The organism is Achromobacter sp. EB05 (assembly GCF_044232075.1).
Classification (GTDB): domain Bacteria; phylum Pseudomonadota; class Gammaproteobacteria; order Burkholderiales; family Burkholderiaceae_B; genus Achromobacter; species Achromobacter dolens.
On record NZ_CP155917.1, the window covers coordinates 6,208,066 to 6,226,101 of the forward strand.

At 68.5% G+C, this 18,036-nt stretch carries 17 protein-coding genes; 5 read left to right on the plus strand and 12 right to left on the minus strand.

The genetic code is table 11. The features are described 5' to 3' along the window. The first annotated feature begins 12 nt into the window (after positions 1–12). From AAID08_RS28370 to AAID08_RS28390, 5 genes are read left to right on the plus strand one after another with little or no spacing between them, the layout of a single operon-like run. Positions 13–1,122, plus strand: coding sequence for an SLBB domain-containing protein (locus AAID08_RS28370; protein ID WP_395757202.1), 1,110 nt, complete (start codon positions 13–15; stop codon positions 1,120–1,122). Further along, positions 1,122–1,883 carry an SGNH/GDSL hydrolase family protein gene (locus AAID08_RS28375; RefSeq protein WP_395757203.1) on the plus strand — a complete coding sequence of 254 codons (762 nt, stop codon included), beginning with the start codon at positions 1,122–1,124 and terminating at the stop codon, positions 1,881–1,883. Before AAID08_RS28370 ends, AAID08_RS28375 begins: the two co-directional genes overlap by 1 nt. Positions 1,884–1,938: 55 nt before the next feature. Next, positions 1,939–3,624: an FAD-dependent oxidoreductase gene (locus AAID08_RS28380; RefSeq protein WP_240317234.1), complete on the plus strand. Its 1,686-nt coding sequence runs from the start codon at positions 1,939–1,941 to the stop codon at positions 3,622–3,624. Further along, positions 3,621–4,553: an NAD-dependent epimerase/dehydratase family protein gene (locus AAID08_RS28385; RefSeq protein WP_395757204.1), complete on the plus strand. Its 933-nt coding sequence runs from the start codon at positions 3,621–3,623 to the stop codon at positions 4,551–4,553. Before AAID08_RS28380 ends, AAID08_RS28385 begins: the two co-directional genes overlap by 4 nt. 26 nt (positions 4,554–4,579) lie before the next feature. Beyond that, positions 4,580–5,596 (plus strand): capsular biosynthesis protein, encoded by a 1,017-nt coding sequence (locus tag AAID08_RS28390; RefSeq protein WP_144656178.1) that lies wholly within the window; start codon positions 4,580–4,582, stop codon positions 5,594–5,596. Here the strand turns inward: AAID08_RS28390 and AAID08_RS28395 are convergent. The 12 genes from AAID08_RS28395 to rpsC all read right to left on the minus strand — a co-directional run bounded on the left by AAID08_RS28395 (position 5,568) and on the right by rpsC (position 18,029). Beyond that, positions 5,568–6,632 (minus strand): acyltransferase family protein, encoded by a 1,065-nt coding sequence (locus tag AAID08_RS28395; RefSeq protein WP_395757205.1) that lies wholly within the window; start codon positions 6,630–6,632, stop codon positions 5,568–5,570. The genes AAID08_RS28390 and AAID08_RS28395 overlap by 29 nt on opposite strands. Positions 6,633–6,695: 63 nt before the next feature. Next, positions 6,696–7,982, minus strand: a complete 1,287-nt coding sequence (locus tag AAID08_RS28400) for a lipopolysaccharide biosynthesis protein (RefSeq protein ID WP_395757206.1) — start codon at positions 7,980–7,982, stop codon at positions 6,696–6,698. Beyond that, positions 7,979–9,169, minus strand: a complete 1,191-nt coding sequence (locus AAID08_RS28405) for a glycosyltransferase family 2 protein (protein WP_395757207.1) — start codon at positions 9,167–9,169, stop codon at positions 7,979–7,981. The genes AAID08_RS28400 and AAID08_RS28405 overlap by 4 nt, the downstream gene beginning before the upstream one ends. A 4-nt stretch (positions 9,170–9,173) precedes the next feature. Then, complete coding sequence (locus AAID08_RS28410) at positions 9,174–10,103, minus strand: glycosyltransferase family 2 protein (protein WP_175143572.1); 930 nt, start codon at positions 10,101–10,103, stop codon at positions 9,174–9,176. Then, positions 10,100–12,385 carry a capsular biosynthesis protein gene (locus tag AAID08_RS28415; RefSeq protein ID WP_175189543.1) on the minus strand — a complete coding sequence of 762 codons (2,286 nt, stop codon included), beginning with the start codon at positions 12,383–12,385 and terminating at the stop codon, positions 10,100–10,102. The genes AAID08_RS28410 and AAID08_RS28415 overlap by 4 nt, the downstream gene beginning before the upstream one ends. Continuing rightward, a complete protein-coding gene (locus AAID08_RS28420) occupies positions 12,382–13,776 on the minus strand; it encodes an O-antigen ligase (RefSeq protein WP_054500212.1) in 1,395 nt (464 codons plus the stop codon). The genes AAID08_RS28415 and AAID08_RS28420 overlap by 4 nt, the downstream gene beginning before the upstream one ends. An 11-nt stretch (positions 13,777–13,787) precedes the next feature. Next, positions 13,788–14,765, minus strand: a complete 978-nt coding sequence (locus AAID08_RS28425; RefSeq protein WP_064527432.1) for a CpsD/CapB family tyrosine-protein kinase — start codon at positions 14,763–14,765, stop codon at positions 13,788–13,790. After that, positions 14,762–16,102, minus strand: a complete 1,341-nt coding sequence (locus AAID08_RS28430) for a Wzz/FepE/Etk N-terminal domain-containing protein (RefSeq protein ID WP_054500210.1) — start codon at positions 16,100–16,102, stop codon at positions 14,762–14,764. Before AAID08_RS28430 ends, AAID08_RS28425 begins: the two co-directional genes overlap by 4 nt. Positions 16,103–16,329: 227 nt before the next feature. Continuing rightward, complete coding sequence (rpsQ, locus tag AAID08_RS28435; RefSeq protein WP_006216549.1) at positions 16,330–16,611, minus strand: 30S ribosomal protein S17; 282 nt, start codon at positions 16,609–16,611, stop codon at positions 16,330–16,332. Between the two features lie 2 nt (positions 16,612–16,613). After that, positions 16,614–16,805, minus strand: coding sequence for a 50S ribosomal protein L29 (rpmC, locus tag AAID08_RS28440; RefSeq protein WP_003806912.1), 192 nt, complete (start codon positions 16,803–16,805; stop codon positions 16,614–16,616). A 13-nt stretch (positions 16,806–16,818) separates the two neighbouring features. Then, entirely contained in the window at positions 16,819–17,235 is a 417-nt protein-coding gene (rplP, locus tag AAID08_RS28445; RefSeq protein ID WP_006389610.1) for a 50S ribosomal protein L16, read from the minus strand. Positions 17,236–17,237: 2 nt separating this feature from the next. Further along, positions 17,238–18,029 carry a 30S ribosomal protein S3 gene (rpsC, locus tag AAID08_RS28450; RefSeq protein WP_006389609.1) on the minus strand — a complete coding sequence of 264 codons (792 nt, stop codon included), beginning with the start codon at positions 18,027–18,029 and terminating at the stop codon, positions 17,238–17,240. Positions 18,030–18,036 lie beyond the last annotated feature (7 nt).

Here is an 18,036-nt window from a genome sequence, read left to right on the forward strand (position 1 = left end):
TGGCGGAAAGCGATGTTGGCGGCGCTGCTGGCCTGTGCGCATGCGGCGGGCGCGCAGGACCTGCCGATCCCCGACCCCGTGTCCCCGTCCCGTCCGGCGGCGCCCTCGCCCGACAACGACTTCAAGCGCTACAACGCGCCCTACGAGTCCCCCGCCTACACCCCGCCCGCCCCCATTGGCGCACCCGTGCGCCCGCAGCCGACCACGCCGGTCGCCGCTCCGCCCGCCGCCTACACGCCGCCGGCCGTGCCGCCCGCGGTCAAGAGCGGCAGCGGTGATCGCGGCACCGACCGCCACATGGCCGGCAACCGGTTGCCGGAAAACGGCGTCGTGCCCACCCCGCGCCAGGCCGCCGCGGCGCCGGCCGACCCGGCCCTGGAGCAGGCCATCGGCAGCGCCATCGGCGCGGTCGGGCCGGGCGACACGCTCAACATCAACATCCTTGGCACCGGCGGCACCCAGGCCCGCGCCACGGTCGATGCCGACGGCCAGATCGTGGTGCCGATGCTGGGCAACGTCCGCGCCTCGGGCCTGACGCCCGCGGCCATCGGCAAACGCATCGAACAGGACCTGCGCAGCAAGGGCTACATGACCGATCCGCAGGTCGCCGTCGAGGTCGTCACACTGCGCAGCCGCATCGTGTCGGTGCTGGGACAGGTCGCGAGGCCGGGCCGCTACCCCATCGAAGGCAAGCTGTCGGTGCTGGAACTATTGGCCATGGCCGGCGGCGCCACGGGCGGCGCTGGCGACGTTGCCACCCTGGTGCGCCGCGCCGGCGGCGGCAACGACCGCATCAATCTCTACGTGGGCAATCGCCAATCGCCCTCGCAAAGCCTGCAGGACACCGAACTGCAACCGGGCGACGTGGTGTTCGTGCCGGAAGCGCCGCGCTTCTACGTCTACGGCGAAGTCGGCAAGCCCGGCGCCTATCCGTTGGAACAGGGCCTGAACGTCATGCGCGCCCTGGCGGTCGCCGGCGGCCTGACGCCGCGCGCGTCCGACAGCCGCATCGACCTCAACCGCACGGACGCGCTGACCGGCGAGATCACCGACCGGCGCGCCAAGCTGACCGACGCGGTCCAGCCCGGCGACGTCATCCACGTCAACGAGCGCTTCTTCTGATGAACCGCCGCAGCCTGCTCTCGGCCCTGCTGCTGGCCCCGGGATGCGCCGCGCTGCCCGCATGGGCGCGCGACCAGCGCATCTACGCCGTGGTGGTCGGCGACTCCATCGCCGAAGGCGAGATCCAGCGCAAGGGCCGCCTGAACGTGCAGGGCCAGTTCGTGCCGGACTATCCGTCCAATCCGGGCCAGCTCTCCTACGACCTGGCGCGCTATTCCGGCGTGTTCCATTTCAACCATGGCATCGGCGGCCAGATGTCGGCGCAGGTCCGCGCCCGCTGGCGCCGCGACGTGCTGGCCGAGGAATACGATCCCGGCGATGGCCGCGGCGCGCGCACCCTGCCCGCCGGCTCGCGACCGAGCCTGGCGTATCTGCATGTCGGCATCAACGATGTCGCCGTCGGCATGGTGCCGCTGCAGACCCTGCAGGACAACTTCACCTACTTCGCGCGGACCACGGCGAAACTGGGCATCCCGCTGGTCGTGGACAACGTCGGCGCCTACCTCGGCATGACGCCGCCCATGATCGAGCTGACCCGCGCCTTCAACGACTGGCTGCTACAAGACCTGCCGCGCCAGTACCCGCATGTGCGGGTCGTGGACTACCTGTACTGGTCCAGCGGCGGCACCAACGATTTCCTCAAGCTGGCGCCGGGCATGTTCGCCGACGGCGTGCATCCGAACATCGCCGGCTATACCGCCTTCGCCGGCTACATCCACGAAACGCTGAAGCTGCCGGCGGGCGCCGCCGTGCGATACTGATGCCCTTGGTCCGCGCACGCGCGGCACCAGGCTTGCGGCGCCTGCCCGGAGCGACATGATGATCCTGGACGCCAACACCATTCCGAACGGCTCGACCCTCACCGCCGACCTGTGCATCGTCGGCGGTGGCGCCGCCGGCATCACGCTGGCCCTGGCCCTGCTGGACAGCGGCCTGGACGTGGTGCTGCTCGAAAGCGGCGGCCCGGCCGAGGACAAGACCACCCAGGCGCTCTACGCGGGCAGTGTCGCCGACGCCCGCATGCACCCCGAGCCCGAGCGCTACCGCCAGCGCCGCATGGGCGGCTCCACCACCATCTGGGGTGGCCGCTGCATGCCGTTCGATCCCATCGACTTCGAGCCGCGCGACTACATCGCGCACAGCGGCTGGCCCATCGGCCTGGACGACCTGCGGCCCTACTACCCGCGCGCCAACCAACTGTGCGAAGCCGGCGATTTCGCCTACACCGTCGAGACCGCCTTCCATCGGCCCGTGCGGCCGATGATCGAAGGCTTCGACAGCCCCGAGTTCTCCACCGATACCCTGGAACGCTTCAGCGTGCCCACCGATTTCGGCTGGCGCTATGCCGAGCGGCTGCGCCAGGGACCGGTGCGCGTGCTGCAGCATGCCAACCTGTGCAAGCTCGACAACGGCGCGGCCGGCGCGCCCGTTGGCCCGGCCCGCGTCCGCACGCTGGCCGGCAACAATGTCTTCACGGTCCAGGCGCGCGCCTACGTGCTCGCCACCGGCGGACTGGAAACCGCGCGGCTGCTGCTCGCCAACCCCGGCGCCAGCGGCCGCGGACTGGGCAACGCGCACGACGTGGTGGGCCGCTACTACATGTGCCACATCGCCGGCACCATCGGCAACGTCGACCTGGCCGGCGCCCGTTCCGTCTGGCACGGCTACGAGGTTTCCGACGAAGGCATCTATTGCCGCCGGCGCCTGGCGCTGCAACCCGAGGCGCAGCGCCGCCTGCACGCGGGCAACTTCATCGCGCGCCTGCACCATCCGCGCATTCCGGACCCCGGACACGGCAGCGGCGTCCTGTCGGCGCTGTACCTGGCCCGGCCCGTCGTTCCCTACGAATACGCCAAGCGCCTGTATGGCGACACGCCAGGTTCGCTCGGCCTGTGGCTCAGCCACCTGCGCAACGTGTTGCTGGGCGCCCCGGCCACCGCGCGCTTCATGTGGCACATGCTGACTGAACGCAAGCTGGCCGCGCGCAAGTTTCCGTCCATCATCGTCCACCCGCGCAACCGCCGCTACAGCCTCGATTTCCACGCCGAACAAGAGCCCAACCCCGACAGCCGCGTCACGCTGGGCAATGACGTCGACGCGCTCGGAATGCGCCGCCTGCACATCGACTGGCGCTACACGCCCCGCGATGTTGCCACCGTGCAGACCGCGCTGGCGGCGCTGGCCGAGGCCCTGGCCGCCAGCGGCGTGGGCCGCTTCGACTACGACCCTGGACAGGTCGAGGCCGAGATGACGCGCTATGGCGCCTACGGCGGCCACCATATCGGCACGGCGCGCATGGGGAACGATCCGCGCGACAGCGTCGTCAACGCTGACTGCCGCGTGCACGAAACCCCCAACCTGTACGTCGCCGGCTCGGCGGTCTTCCCGACCTCCGGCCAGGCCAACCCGACCCTGACCATCGTCGCGCTGGCCCTGCGCCTGGCCGATCACCTGCGCCGCGTTCACGCGTCCAGCGGCGCAGCCACGGAGACCCGCACATGAAACAACGCATTCTGGTCCTGGGCGCCAATGGCTATGTCGGCCGGCGCGTGGTGTCGGCGCTGGCCGCCAGCGACTGGGCCGACCCGGTGGCGGGCGTGCGCCGCGCCCGGCAGCAAGGCCGCGAGATCGTTCTCGACGCCACCGCCCCCGCCGCGGTCACGCGCGCCCTGGGCGAAGTCGACGCCGTGGTCAATTGCGTGGCCGGCTCTCCCGACGCCATGACGGCCGGCGCCCGCGCCCTGGCGACCGCGCTCGACGCGCGCGAAGCGCGCCTGGTGCATTTCAGTTCCATGGCGGTCTATGGCGCGGCGCGCGGCGACATTGGCGAAGACCACCCCATGGCCGCGAACCTGCAAGGCTATGCCGGCGCCAAGGTCGAAGCCGAACGGCTGCTGGCCGCGCGCGAGACCGTCGTCACCTTGCGGCCGGGCTGCATCTACGGACCCGACAGTCCACAATGGAGCCTGCGCATCGCCGACCTGCTGCGCGCGCACCGCATCGGCGACCTGGGCGCGGCCGGCGACGGCTGCAGCAACCTCGTCTACATCGACGACGTCGTAGCGGCAGTGCTGGCCGGCCTGCGCACGCCGACCGCGGCTGCGGCCTACAACCTCGCCATGGCCGAAGCGCCCGACTGGAACGGCTACTTCCTGGCCTATGCGCGCGCGCTCGACGCCGTGCCGGTCAAGCGCATCGGCCCGCGCCGCCTGAAGATCGAAACGCATCTGCTGGCGCCGGTGCTGAAGATCGCCGAGATCGGCCTGCGACGCGTGGGCCTGCGCCTGCCGCCGCCGATTCCACCGTCGCTGGCGCGCCTCTGGCGCCAGCCCATCCGGCTGGTCTCGACGCGCGCCGAGCAGCAGCTCGGTCTGCGCTGGACCTCCCTGCAGCAGGGTCTGGCGGCGACCGTCGCCGCCGCCCGGACATGATGCCGCCAGAACCAGGAGAACCGGCCGTGGCCTACCCCTATCGCGTCGCCGCCCAGATCAGCATGTACCCCATGGACTATCCCCATGCGGCGCTGCTGCTGCCGCACCAGATCCGTGTCTGGGCGCCCATGGTCGACCGCATCCTCGTCACCATCGACACGCACCGCAGCCGATCGGGCCGCTATCGCGGCACGCACTTCGACGAATACCGCGCCAAGCTGCTGGCCCTGGCGCAAGACCTGCGCCGCGACACGCCCCAGCTCGACGTCATCGAGGTCGATTACGCCCCGGCTGCCCGGCGCGAGGTGGCGCAATCGTTCTTCGGCGTCGACGACATCCCGGTCAAGGCATGGGACGGCGGCCCGTTCTACGCCTACTTCTACGGCATGCACCACAGCCAGGCGCGCCACATCGTGCACTTCGATGGCGACATGCTGTTCGGCGGCGGCAGCCGCACCTGGGTAGAAGAGGCCATCGCCTACACCGAGCAGGATCCCACCGTGTTGCTGACCGGCCCGTTCCCCGGCCCGCCGCGCGCCGACGCGGCGGTCCATGGCCACGGCCTGCCGGAACCCGAACGCGTCGATATCGCCGGCGCCCCCGCCTATCGCTTCCAGAACGCCAGCACGCGTATCTTCATGCTCGATATGGAACGGCTGCGCGCCACGCTCGGCCACCTGCCGCTGCTGCGGCCAAGCGCCGTACAGCGGACCAAATCGCATCTGCTGGGCAACCCGCCGGACGTGCGCGAGGCCGAAGTCATCCTGAGCGAGGTGCTGCGCGCCAACGGCCTGCACCGCGTCGATCTGCTGGGTTCGGCGCCCGGGCTGTGGTCACTGCACCCGCCCTATCGCGGCGCGGAGTTCTACCGCAGGCTGCCGGAACTGATCGCCGCGGTCGAATCGGGCCAGGTGCCGGACGCCCAGCGCGGTCATTACGACATTCACGACAGCATGATCGACTGGACGCCCCAGCGCGCCGCGGCGCGCCGCCACAAGCGCTGGCTGCGCCTGCTCAAAGACCGGCTACGGATCGGCGGGTAGCGGCCTTGGAGGCCTCCTGCTCGCGCGGCTTCTTGAAGAGGTTGATCAGCGGCCGCTCCATCAACTGGTAGACCAGCAGCCCCACCACCGTGCAGGCCAGGATGCCGACGACGCAGAACGCCACCTGCCCGCCCGGCAGGCTGTCCAGGTGCAGCTTGCGCCAGCCCTGGCTGACGGCCGACAGCACGAAGGCGTGAGACAGGTACAGCGAGTACGAGGCGTCGCCCAGCTTGTGCAGGAAATTCAGGCGCGGCAGCGCCTGGAAGCGTTCCAGCAGAATCGCGCCCACCACGATCGCCGCCGCCGGCACGCCCTGCGCCAAGGGCCGCGAGGCGTTTGGCGCCAGCACCGACATCAGCCCGATCACCACGAAGCCGCCGAGCACCAGCGTCCAGCCCAGCCCCGCCGAGCCGCCCTTGTGCGGCCGCGAGAACCACCAGCCCACGCTCATGCCCAGCACGAACTCGAGCACGATGTCCGACGTATAGACCTTGAGAATGGGCGTGTCGTCGCCCACCACGAACCATCCCAGCATGCTCAGGGCGAGCAGCACGAGGGTCGTGGTCGCGAAGCGCCACGCCGTCGGCAGCACCAGCGTCAGGCCGAAAATGACGTAATAGAGCATCTCGTAATTAAGCGTCCACCCCACCGTCAGCACAGGTTCGATCAGGCCCGCCGGATTCGGCACCATCACGAACAGGTACGAGGCAATCACATGGAACAGGCCGAAGCGGGTAGTCTGCAGCAGGTGCGGCGCGATCAACATCACCGCCACCGCCACCGAGGTCAGCACCCAGTAAAGCGGAACGATGCGCACCGCGCGACGGCGGTAGAACTCCAGCACGCCGACTTTCTTGCCGCGCGTCGTGATCCACATCAGGAAGCCGCTCAGGACGAAAAAGATGTCCACGCCGGCGGCCAGCCAATGCGGCCAGTAGCCCTGGTAGCCCATGCGCTCGAGCTGCGGATACAGGTGGACCAGCACCACCATCATGGCCGCGACGCCGCGCAGGTACTGAATCGAAAGAATGTCCATGAACGATTTACCTGGTACGGTAAGAATGGAAAGCGGGCATGCGCGCCGCCGGATGGCAAGGAGTCATGACCGCGCCTCCCGGATGGCGTAGCCGTCATCGCGCCGCACTTCGCGCCATGCCATGACGAGCACCGCCAGCCCATAGCAGGCTTCGCCGACCAGGATGCCGATGACCGCGCCAATGGGACCCAACTGCAGCATGCCGACATAGCTTATCGCCAATGCGATCAGCGCACAGATCAGGGTGGCCGCGCTCAGCGCGCGAAAGCGCTGGCGCAGCAGCGGCACCATCATGATCGGCTCGCGGATCACCATCAGCACGAACAGCCCGATCCACAGCACCAGCAACAGGTCGCGCTGCGGAAAATCCTTGCGCATCAGGTCCAGGAAGATCCAGTCGCGCAGCAGCCAGATCACCGCCCCGTACAGCAGCGTGAACAGCGCCAGCGCCAGCGAGAACAGCATCAGGCGGCGCAGCGTACGGCGCGCGCCCATGCCGTGCATCCAGTCGGACGCCAGCGGCGTCAACTGCTTCTGCATGCCGGCCAGCAGCAGGTTGATCGGCATCAGCGTCAGGCGCGAGGCGGCCAGCGCCGCCACGGCCGCCAGGTCCAGCGTGGCCGCGGTCAGGAAGTTGTAGCCCTGGTTGAACAACCAATAGATGACGCCGCCCGAGGCAGCCCAGAACCCCATGCGGGCGATCTCGCGCAGGCGGCCGGGCGCCGCGTCGCGCTCGATATCGTTGGCCAGCACCCGGCGCAGCGCCCCGGCGCAGGCCAGCGCCGCCATCGTGCCTGCAAGCAGGGCGCCGGCCGCCGCCGCCGGCGTCCTGACCGCGAGCGCGCAGCCGGCCAGCAGCACCGCCACGTAGATCGCGTCCGCGCCCAGCACCTGTTGTGGACGGTGGTACATCAACAGGATGCCGCGCAGGTATTCGCGGTACAGCGCCGCCAGCACCAGGCCGATGGCCGCCACCACCACCAGCGTCGATCCGCCGTCGAACAGTCCCATCGCCCAGCCGGCCAGCGCCACGGCCAGCGCCAGCGCACCGCCCAGCGCCCCCAGCCATTTCTGGTCCCGCAGCAGGCTGCCCATCCACTGGCGCCGCGCCGCCTCGTCCAGGGCGGGCAGGCGGATCACCATCGGCGTGCCAATGAAGGTGCCCTGCAGCGTCGTCAGCAACATCATGGTGTTGAAGGCCAGGATGTAATAGCCGTACTGCGCCTCGGGCGCGTAGCGGATCAGGATCAGGCCGACGCCGAAGTTGGCGGCCGACAGCATGGCCTGGTCGGCAATCGAGCTGCCGAACAGGCGCGCCAGGCCCGAAGCCGAAAAGCGTGTCCGCGTCACTTGGAATCCCGATCGGTTCTGATCCAATGCTTGTTGCGGCGGTTGCGCAACAGCACGTACAGTTTCCACAGCACGAAAAACGGCACGCGCAGCAGGTCCAGCAGCGCTCGCGGCCCCAGCGGCGACAGTTGCCAGCCGCGCAACGCGTGCAGCGCCAGCACGCCCAGCAGGACCAGCGCCAGCAGCGGCCATGTGGCCAGCCCGGCGCCGGGCAGCTGCCACGCGGCCAGCCCGCCCAGCACCAGCAACGCGCCGATCTGCAGCGCGATGTAGCCCAGCGGCATGGTCAGCAGGTCAATCGCCAGCTCCAGGCAGATCCAGCTCGGCCGCATGAGGGCCTGGCGCAAGAGGCGGCCGACATAGGTCCGCATCACCGCCAGGCGGCCTCCCTCCCAGCGCTGGCGCTGCGTGCGCGAACCGCGCTCGGACGCCACCAGTTCCGCGTCGGCGCTGGCCTCGTCGACATAGACCACGCGGTGGCCGTGCAGGCCCAGCACCACGCCATACTCCAGATCTTCCGCCATCGAATGGATATTGAACGGCACCTCGCGCAGCAACGCGTGCGTCATGCACATGCCATTGCCGCGCAGGCCGTTGGAGGCGCGCAACCGTTCACGCGCGCGGCCCCGCACCGCATGAAAGGCGCCATAGGCGATGGTGATGATGCGCGTGCGCCACGACTCGTCCGGATTGAGCACCCCATAATGCACCTGCATCACCGCCGCCCCCTGCTCGATGCGCGCGGCGTAGGCGGCCAGCAGGTTGGGCGTGACCTCGGTGTCGGCGTCGATCACCGCGACCGCATGCGCGAAGCCGTCGGCCGCGCTGCGCGCGATGCCGTACTCCAGCGCGTAGCCCTTGCCGCGATGCTGGTCGTCATGGCGCTCGATCACCTCGGCGCCCGCGGCGCGCGCCAGCGCCGCCGTGTCGTCGGTGCAATTGTCGGCGATGACGATGACGCGGTAATGCTCGCGCGGCCAGTCGATGGCCGCCAGGCTGCGCACCGTGCGCTCGATCACCGCGGTCTCGTTGTGCGCCGGCACCAGGATGTCGAAGCGCATGTCGCGCCGTTGCGGCTGTGGCCGCGGCAGGCGCGCCGACAGCAGCGTCAGCAGGCCCAGATAGGCGGTGGCCGCCGTGACGGGCAAGGCGATGATGAACAGGATCAGGTGCAGGAAGCCGGCCATGTGCTCAGGCGTACTCTTGGTAATGCCCGCCCCACAGCACGGACAGTTTTCCATAGTTGGCACAGGCGCGGCCCAGCCAGTGCACCGCGTGATGCCGGCCCAGCGGCCACGATACCAGCGCCAGGATGCCCGCGACCGCCATCTGCGCCAGCGCCCGCGCATAGAACGCCACGCGGCGCATGATCGCGGGGCGACGGTCGCGCAGGCGGCCGGCCTCGAAGTGGATGGCGAAATCCTGGCCGCCGCGCAGGGCGCGCTTCAGGATCCAGCCGGTGCGCATCCGGCTCTCGGGCACGGGCTCCGTCACATACGCCTCGTCGCACCAGATCACGCGCGCGCCCTGGCCCATCAGGCGCATCAACAGGTCGCCATCCTCGCCACCGGTCAGGCCGTAGGCGGGATTGAAGACCTGCTCCTGGCGCCGCAGCCACGTGGCGGCAATGAAGCAATTGCCGGTACGCACCGCGTTGCGCGGCAAGACTTCGCCGGTACGAAAGCGTGGCCAGTCGTAGAAGCGGCCTCGCCGTATCCAGGCCGGCGCGGTTGGCGGAATCTCCGGCACGACTGGCGCCTGCACCACGTCGGCGCCATGATCGCGGGCCGCCGCGGCCAGCAGTGCCAGCCACTGGGCCGGCGCGCGCTCGTCATCGTCGATCATCGCCAGCCAATCGCCGCGCGCCAACGAGACCGTCATATTGCGGGTCAACGAAATATTCTTCTCGGGCTGGATGGCGTAGTCCAGCGCGACGCCCTGGGCCGCGAAGGCCGCGCGCCGAGCCTCGACCACGGCGCGCGCGCTGCCCTGGGCATCGTTGTCCACCACCACGATCTGCGCGGGCCTCAAGGTCTGCGCCGCCATATCGCCCAGCAGCAGGTCCAGCATCACCGGACGGCGGTAGGTGGCGATGCACACACTGATGGGGCCGGTGCTCATGGCGTTTCCTCGAAAACCAGTTCATACCAGGGGCTGGCGCCGTCATCGCGGGTCTGCACCCGCACGCGCACGCCATCGGTGCCCGAGGTCGCATCGGCGGCAGGCAGCGCCGCCCGGCGCCGGCCTTCGCCATCCAGCGGATAGACCGACAACCGGCCGGTGCGCGGCGCCAGGCCCAGCATGGCCGGCGTACGGCGCAGCCAGGCTGGCGAGCGTGTGGCGTAGCTGCCGGACGGCCCCGGCGAACCGGCGTCCGGCTCCAGCGTCGACCAGGCGCCCTGGCCGCGATAGGGCACCCGCAGCTTGGGCCGGGCCGGCATCGACCCCGGCTGCGTGCCGGTGGTGTCGTTGCCCAGGCCCAGCAGCATATGCCGCGACCGCGCCAGCGGCTGGCCGTCCAGCGGCGTAAGCATGGCGCTGGCCGCGCCCGCCGCGTCGAACTGCATCCAGACGGACGAACCGCCGATGCGGCCGCTGCCCACCGCGCCGAACACGGCCCACAGGGCCGGCGCGTCGATCACGATGCGGCCCGCCGACGCGTCGTGGCTCAGCAAGGGCGTCGCGTTCGCCAGGCTCGGCAGCGCCACATCGGGGGCCGCGGCCAGGTCCAGTCCCACGCGGCCCCGCAACGCCCATTGCGGCTTTACGCCCAGGCCATCGGCCAGCCCGGTGGTGATTGCATCGAAGCGCCGGTCGGCGCCGAGCTGCAGGCGCTGCCGCGGCCCCACCGGCAGGGTGATCGCGTCTGGCAGCGCGGCCAACAGCGGCTGACGGAACAACCGCGCGCTCTGGCCCGCCAGCGCCATGCGTCCCCAATCGCCGCTCAGGGCGAAGCGCGACGGCGATTGCGGCAGCCGCTGGGCGTCGCTGTAATCGAAATAGAACAGGCCATCCCAGTCCTGAAGGGCGCCGACCGCGCTCATCAGCGGCAGGATCTCGGCGCCGCGGGGGTTGGGGAAGGGCTGGTTGAATTCGCTGACCACGAAGGGCCGCTTGGCATCGCGCCGCAGCGACAGGGCCAACACGCGGTCGAACTCGTTGCCGCTGGCGCTCAGGTCCGGGATGCGCCAGTCATTATCGGCGCGGATGTCAGGATGCCCGACGTAGAAGTGCTCATCGATATAGTCCATGGCGACCTGGGAATCGAAATTCAGCAGGCCGCCATAGCCCATCTGCGTGCCGGTCACCGGCACCCGCGGATCGGCGCTCTCATGCACCACGCGGCGCAGGCGCTCGAAATAGGCCTGGTCGGTCGCCGCCAGGAACGACAGGAAATCGCGTTCCCGCAGATCCACCTTGGCATCGCTGCCGAACAGCGCGTTGACGCGCCGCACGATCCCCGAACGCAACTGCGCCAGGCCGCTCTCGTAGAGCGGCTGCTGCTGGCCCGGCACCGGGAACTCGACCGCGTTGTCGTTGCCGCCCGCGCAGCCGCCCCAGGCCGCGCAGGCCTGCGCCAGCGACCCATGGCGCAGCATAAGCCAGGCGCGCCACTGCCTGCGCAATTCAGGCGCATAGGCCGACGGAATCGCCGCGAGCCAATCCGGTCCCAGCCAGGCCGCCAGCAGCGACGACTCATTATTGAGCTCGACCATGGCGAGCGCCGGATTGTCTTTCAGGCCCAGCGCCTGGATCAGCCGTCGCGCATAGTCTTCCTGCATCGCGATCAGGCGCGGGTCGTACACATGGATCGGCGCTGTCAGCGGCGGCATCTCCGCGCCGCCATCCAGCGCCGGCAACCCATCCACCCGCGGGCGGAAGCGATAGCCCACGTGCAGGTTCAGGTTGACGTAGATGCCCTCGCGCGCCAGCGCCTCGATCAGTCCGCGCAGCCGCGCCACCGCCGTCGGGCTGAACGTCGGAAACGGCCCCGTCGTCAGGATGCTGATCGGTGCGTCCGGGTAGTCCGACGGCAGCGAATCCAGATGATGCAGGCGCACCGCGTTGAAACCCAGCTTGCGCAGTTGCCGCGCCAGCACGGCGGCCTCGACCGGATCGGGGAAGTTGGCGCCGAACGTCAGGTTCACGCCGAACAAGCGCACCCGCGCATCGTCGGCCGTTCCAGGCAGGCCGTCGGCGCCGACGCGATAGAAATGCCCGTCGCGCACGACAATGCGCGAGGCCGCGTCCAGCGGCCGATTCAGCGCCGACACATCCGGCGCGCCGGACAGCGCCGCCGGGTTCATCTCGAACCCGAACCAGCCGCCGGGCGCCGCCGCCGCGGCGCTCATCACCCACGCCAGCGCCAGGGCCGGGGCCAGCACGGCGCGCCAGCGCTTCATGCCTCGCGCTCCCGGCGCACGGCATAGGACCGCGCGGCGGCGGCGCGGACAGGCGGTGGCGCCGGCTTGGACGCCGCCGCCGCGCGCTGCCGCCAGCGTTCCATCGCCAGGCGGCCGCTGATCGCCAGCGACGAATAGATGAACATGATGTTCTGGAAATTGGTGTCCCGCAGAATCTGGCTTTCCGAGAAATTACTGACCATGATCGTCACGCAGATGCCCAGGTGCATCGCCGCGTCCTCGCGGTCGATCTTGAACAGGCGCATGATGCTGACCACGTGCCACAGCAGGCACCCCAGGAACAGCCCCATGCCGACCTGGCCCAGGTCCAGCAGGATATCGATATAGCCGTTGTGCGCCTGTCCCGGCAGCCAGCCCAGCTTGTCGGCGATGAACTGCGCCGGACCGCCTTCGCCCACCCAGAAGGCGCTGTAGCCGATGCCCCAGACGGGATGCCGCTGGATGGCCAGGTCCACCAGCGCCCAGATCTCGCCGCGGCCCGTCAGGTCATTGCTCTTGTTGAACAGCGACGTGACCACCAGCACCAGATCGTCGATACGCGGCATGCGGCCCACCGCCACGTAGAACATCAGCAGGAAGTACAGCGCCACCAGCAGCGCGGCCAGCATCAGGATCTGCCCGGTATGGCGGCCGCCGAAAAACCGCTTGCGCGTCAGCAGGTAGACCCCGGCGCCCAACCCCGTCACCAGCATGGCCGTCGCGCTCTTGGCCATCACCAGCATGAACACGCTGAACAGCAGCCCCACCGCGCTCAGGCGCCGGATCGACGGCGTCATCAGCCATTCGCGCAACCACAGCAGCACGGCGAAGCCGGCAATCGAGCCCAGCATGTTCTTCTGCCACGTGATGCCGCGCCAGGCGTTGCCCAGCAGGGTGTCCACCCCCATGCTCGGGATGAACACCGCCACCAGGCACGACAGCACCAGCACGATCGTGTACGTGCCCAGGATGACGCGCAGGAACTGGCGCGGATTGCTGAAGGGCGGCGCCACGGTCAGCCCAATCAGCACCAGCCCCGCGAAAATGATGGTGCGCTTGATCGTGATGTCCGGATAGGGCGACCAGGTCGCGCTGACCAGGCAATAGAGCACCAGCAGCATCAGGAACAGATTGGACGCGCGCAGGTTCATGAGCGCCGGGCGGACGTGGTGCCAGAGCACGAACAACGCGCCCAGGAACAGCGACCCGTACTGCACCTGGCGCAGCATCGAACCCTGCTCGATGGTGTGATTGGCCTCCGGACCTACCGCGTTGACCGACAGCGTGTCGGGCACGATGGCGAACAGCAGGCTCAGCCCCACCAGCAGCCAGACGGCCCAGCGATCGCCTCGGCTCTGTCCGCCAACCGCCACGACCGCGGGCGCGCCCATGGCCGTTCCCCTCAACGCCGCAGCCGCGCCGGCAGCAGCGCGCGCAGCCGGTCCTTCCAGCCACGCGGCGCATCCGGCTCGTATTCGTTGTAGACCGTGCCCAGCACGCGCACGCCGGCCGTCTCCAGCACCTCCGCGGTCCGCGTCAGGGCGCTCAGCGACGTCACGTCCTTGCGCGCCACCAGCACACAGGCATCCACCTGGCGCGCGATGCTTTGCGCGTCCGAGGAATGGGTCGCCGCCGGCGTGTTCACGATGAAGATCTCATACTGGTCGGCATAAGCGGCCAGCAGCCGGTCCAGCGCCGGCTCGCGCAGCAGTTCGGCGGGGTTGGGCGGTTGGGGCCCGGCGTCCAGTACGCCCAACGTCGGAAAACCCGGCACGGCGCGGCTGTCGCCAGCCGGCGCGCGTCCCGCCAGGATCGAGGACAGGCCCGCGCCGCTGGCGGCGCCCAGAATGTCATCCTGGCCGCTGGCGCGCAGGTTGGCATTGACCAGCAGCGTGCGGCGGCCGGTCTGCGCGAACGCCAGCGCCAGGCTGGCCGACAGGTAGGCGCGGCCCTCGCTGTCATCCGGGCTCACCACCGCCACCGCGATGCGCGGCAGATCTTCCAGGCGGATCGAGATTTCGGCGCGCACCTGGCGGATCGCCTCGGCCTCCCGGCTGAATGGCGCCGCCGCGATCGCGAGCTGGATGTCGCCATGCTGGGCCGAGGCGTAGTCATAGCGGTATTGCTCGGCCAGCACCGACTGCACGCGCGCTTCCGACACGAAGCCGAGCTTCACGGCGGCCTGGCCAAAGCGCAGGCGCTCGGCCTGCTGCAGTTGGACCACGTGCTGCACCTGGTCCTCGGTCAGCAGGCCCAGGCGCACGAAGCGCTCGCCCATCTTCTCGCCCGGCACGGTATCGGGCGCCTGGTTCGAAGCGGGTTCGCCAGCCTGTTGCTGGTTGAGGCGGTCAAACAGAGGGCGCAGCGTGGAATCGCTCATGACGTCACCGTCGCGGGAGTCGGGTTGCGGCCGATGCGGCCCAGAACGGGCTGCCGCGTATTGCGCTCCAGGTCTTCGGCGCAGCGGATGCGGCGGCGGCTCAGCTCCAGCAGCATCGCCAGCGCCAGGCCCGCCAGCAGGCCCACCACCAGGCCCAGCGCCAGGCTGCTGCGCACCTTCGGGCGCGATGGCGAAGTCGGCACATCGGCCGCGCGCAGCACCGCCAGGTTGGGTAGGGAAATATTGCTGGCCATCAGGATACTGTCGTACTTCTGCAGCGCGGTCTGGTAAACCTGCTCGACGCCGGCGAACTGGCGCCGGTAGGCCGCGATGCGATCGCGCTTGGCCATCTGGTCCAGGACCTTGGCGCGCTGCGCATCTATATCGCGCTGCAGCGCCGCCTTCTGCGTCTGCAGGCGTTCCAGCTCGCCGCGCTGCGCCTCGATGGCGGCCTTGGACTGGCGCGAGATATCAGCCAGCATCTGCGAGCGTTGCGCCAGCAGCCCGGCCACGGTCGGGTGCCTCGGCCCCAGCGAGCCGCGCAATTGGCCGAGCTGGTGATCCACCACCGTCAGGCCGTTGCGCAGATCGTTGATGGGCGCAATCTGCCCCACCTCGGGCAGATCCTCAGGACGGATGCCGCTCTTGAGCAGGCGTTCTGTGGTTTCGTTGCGCGCCTTTGCCGCCTCCAATTGCGCGTCCAGCGTCAGCATTGACGTCGTCATGTCGTTGAGCGTGCGCACGTCGATATCGCCGCCGGTCTGTTCCGTGTCGACGATGCCGGTTTCCTGCTGGTAGCGCGTCAGCTTGTCCTGGATGGCGTCGACTTCGCCGCGCAACTGCTCGAGCTGCGCCGTGTACTGTTCGCTGCGCGCGCGGGCAGCCGCCGACGAGATGTTCTGGCTGACCGCCAGGTAGGAATTGACCACCGCGTTGGTGAATTCGCGCGCCTTCTGCGGCGTATTGGCGGAGAACGACACCGTCAGCACCCGGCTGTTCTGCTGCTTGACCACCTCCAGGTTGCGGCGGATGTAGTCCACAAGGTCGTTGTGCGCCTTGGTGCCCTGCGCCGCGTCCGGTCCCGACAGCAGCTCCAGGGTCGAGATCACGTGGTCCGCGACCGCCTGGCTGCGGATCATGTCGATCTGCGTCTGCATATAGCTTTCGTCGAGCAGCGCCGAAAACGAGCGTCCGTTGATTGGGTCGTTTTCGCGGTAGTCGATGAAGACGTCCGACGATGCCGTCCACACGCGCGGCAGCACCAGCAGCAGCAGGCAGGTCAACGCCAGCGTGGCCAGGGTCACCCGGGCGATCAACCTCGCGCGGGCGGCCAGCATTGCCCACACCTGATTCAACGAGAGCAGACTGTATTCGGGAGTCACGGCGGGATCTGGAGTCAGCGTGGCGTAATGACTGATTCTACCGGAGAGTCCGATCTGGGGGCCAGATGGGAAAAATACCGGAAATAAAACGCCCGATGACGGTATTTATGGCAAAAAAAAGGCAAGGGCCTGGACCCTTGCCTTTCTAGCCTGGAACGGCGGACCGCTCCAACAGCTTTCACTTAGATGATACGTGCGGCTTCAACCAGACGCACCACGCGCCACGACTTCGAGCGCGAGATGGGACGGCCTTCAGCGATTTCAACCGTATCGCCTTCGTTGTACTGGTTCGACTCATCGTGCGCCTTGTACTTCGCGGAACGCATGATGATCTTGCCGAAGATGGGGTGCTTGACGCGGCGTTCGACCAGAACGACGACAGTCTTGTCCATCTTGTTGCTGACGACCTTGCCGACCAGCGTACGCTGGCGCTTGGCCACTTGGGTGTTTTGGGTTTCGCTCATCTTTATTTCCCTGCCTTCTCGGTCAGCAAGGTACGCACGCGCGCGATGTCGCGGCGCACGTTACGCAGCTGGCTGGTGTTGGCAAGCTGCTGCGTGGCCTTCTGCATACGCAGACCGAATTGCGCCTTCAGCAGGCTTTCGAGCTCTTTGCCGAGCTCGGCGGCGTCTTTCGAACGGAGTTCGCTGGCTTTCATGTCTTAGTACTCCTTAAGCACCGATATGACGCGCGACGAACGTGGTCGAAATCGGCAGCTTGGCAGCGGCCAGGCGGAAAGCTTCACGCGCGAGCTCTTCGCTAACCCCTTCCATTTCGTAGAGCACCTTGCCGGGCTGAATCTCGGCGACCCAGTACTCCGGGTTGCCCTTACCGTTACCCATACGGACTTCGGCAGGCTTTTGCGAGATGGGCTTGTCCGGGAAAATGCGAATCCAGATGCGGCCGCCGCGCTTGATGTGACGGTTGATGGCACGACGAGCGGCTTCGATCTGGCGAGCGGTCAGACGGCCACGGCCGGTGGCCTTCAGACCGAATTCGCCGAACGACACGTGGGTGCCACGGGTCGCCAGACCGGTGTTGCGGCCCTTCTGCTCTTTGCGATACTTTCTGCGAGAGGGTTGCAGCATGGTTATTCTCCTTCAGGCGCCGGAGCAGCGTCCGCCTTGCGGGGACCACGGCCACGACCACCCGGACGACCGGTGCGAGCACCGTCCGGACGATCACCACGCGGAGCGCGGCGCGGACGACGTTCTTCTTCACGCGGGGCGGCGGTTTCCGGCGGCAGTTCGCCGTTGGCCAGCATGTCGCCCTTGTAGACCCAGACCTTGATGCCGATCACGCCGTACGTGGTGTGGGCTTCGGAGGTGCCGTAGTCGATGTTGGCCTTGAGGGTGTGCAGCGGCACACGGCCTTCGCGATACCACTCGGTGCGAGCAATTTCGATACCGTTCAGACGGCCCGAGCTCATGATCTTGATGCCTTGGGCACCCAGACGCATGGCGTTCTGCATCGCGCGCTTCATGGCGCGGCGGAACATGATGCGCTTCTCGAGCTGTTGCGAGATCGAGTCGGCGATCAGTTGAGCATCGGTTTCCGGCTTGCGGATTTCTTCGATGTTGACGTGCACGGGCACGCCCATCAGGCGCTGCAGATCAGCCTTCAGGCTTTCGATGTCTTCGCCGCGCTTGCCGATCACCACGCCCGGACGAGCCGAGTAGACGGTGATGCGGGCATTCTTGGCGGGACGCTCGATGATCACGCGACCGACGGAGGCGCTCTTGAGCTTCTTCTTCAGGTACTCGCGGACGCGGATGTCTTCGGCCAGCATGCTGCCGAATGCCTTGTCGTCGGCGAACCAACGCGAGGACCAATTACGGGTGACCGCGAGACGGAACCCAGTGGGGTGAATTTTCTGACCCATCGTGACT